At 41.2% G+C, this 430-nt stretch carries 1 protein-coding gene; it reads left to right on the top strand.

Annotated elements, in window-relative coordinates:
- Nucleotides 1-119: 119 nt before the first annotated feature.
- On the top strand, nt 120-430 hold a 311-nt coding region (locus tag BTA35_RS16955; RefSeq protein ID WP_139363731.1), incomplete at its 3' end, for an HNH endonuclease.

The following is a 430-nucleotide window of genomic DNA, read 5'->3' as shown; positions in this document are numbered from 1 at the left end:
GTTAAAGACTAACAGCACATCCATACGAGAGCGACAAGCAATTCAGAAGCAGGTCAATGACCTAGTATCTGCTAATAGCTACAGTGTGGACACCTACACACAGTTCGAGGTGCTGGCTAATGAGTAGGTTCTTTAATCCTAAACATCCTCAATGGTTTCGTGATTGGCAGATTAAGTTCTACAACTCAAAGCCGTGGAAAGAGTTGAGAGATGAGGTCAGACGAGAGAGACAGATGAGGTGTGAGGTATGTCATAAGTTAATCAAAGGCAAGAGTATCTGCGACCACAAGATTGAGATAACACCAGATAACTACAAGGACGATCGGATAACCTTAAACAAAGATAACATTCAACTGATGCATATTGAATGCCATAACACTAAGACATTCTATCAACCACAGGAGTTCGAACCAAAAGAAAAGCGTAATGT

This window comes from Oceanospirillum linum (assembly GCF_001995095.2).
Classification (GTDB): domain Bacteria; phylum Pseudomonadota; class Gammaproteobacteria; order Pseudomonadales; family Halomonadaceae; genus Oceanospirillum; species Oceanospirillum linum.
This window is presented reverse-complemented; position numbering and strand designations above follow the sequence as displayed.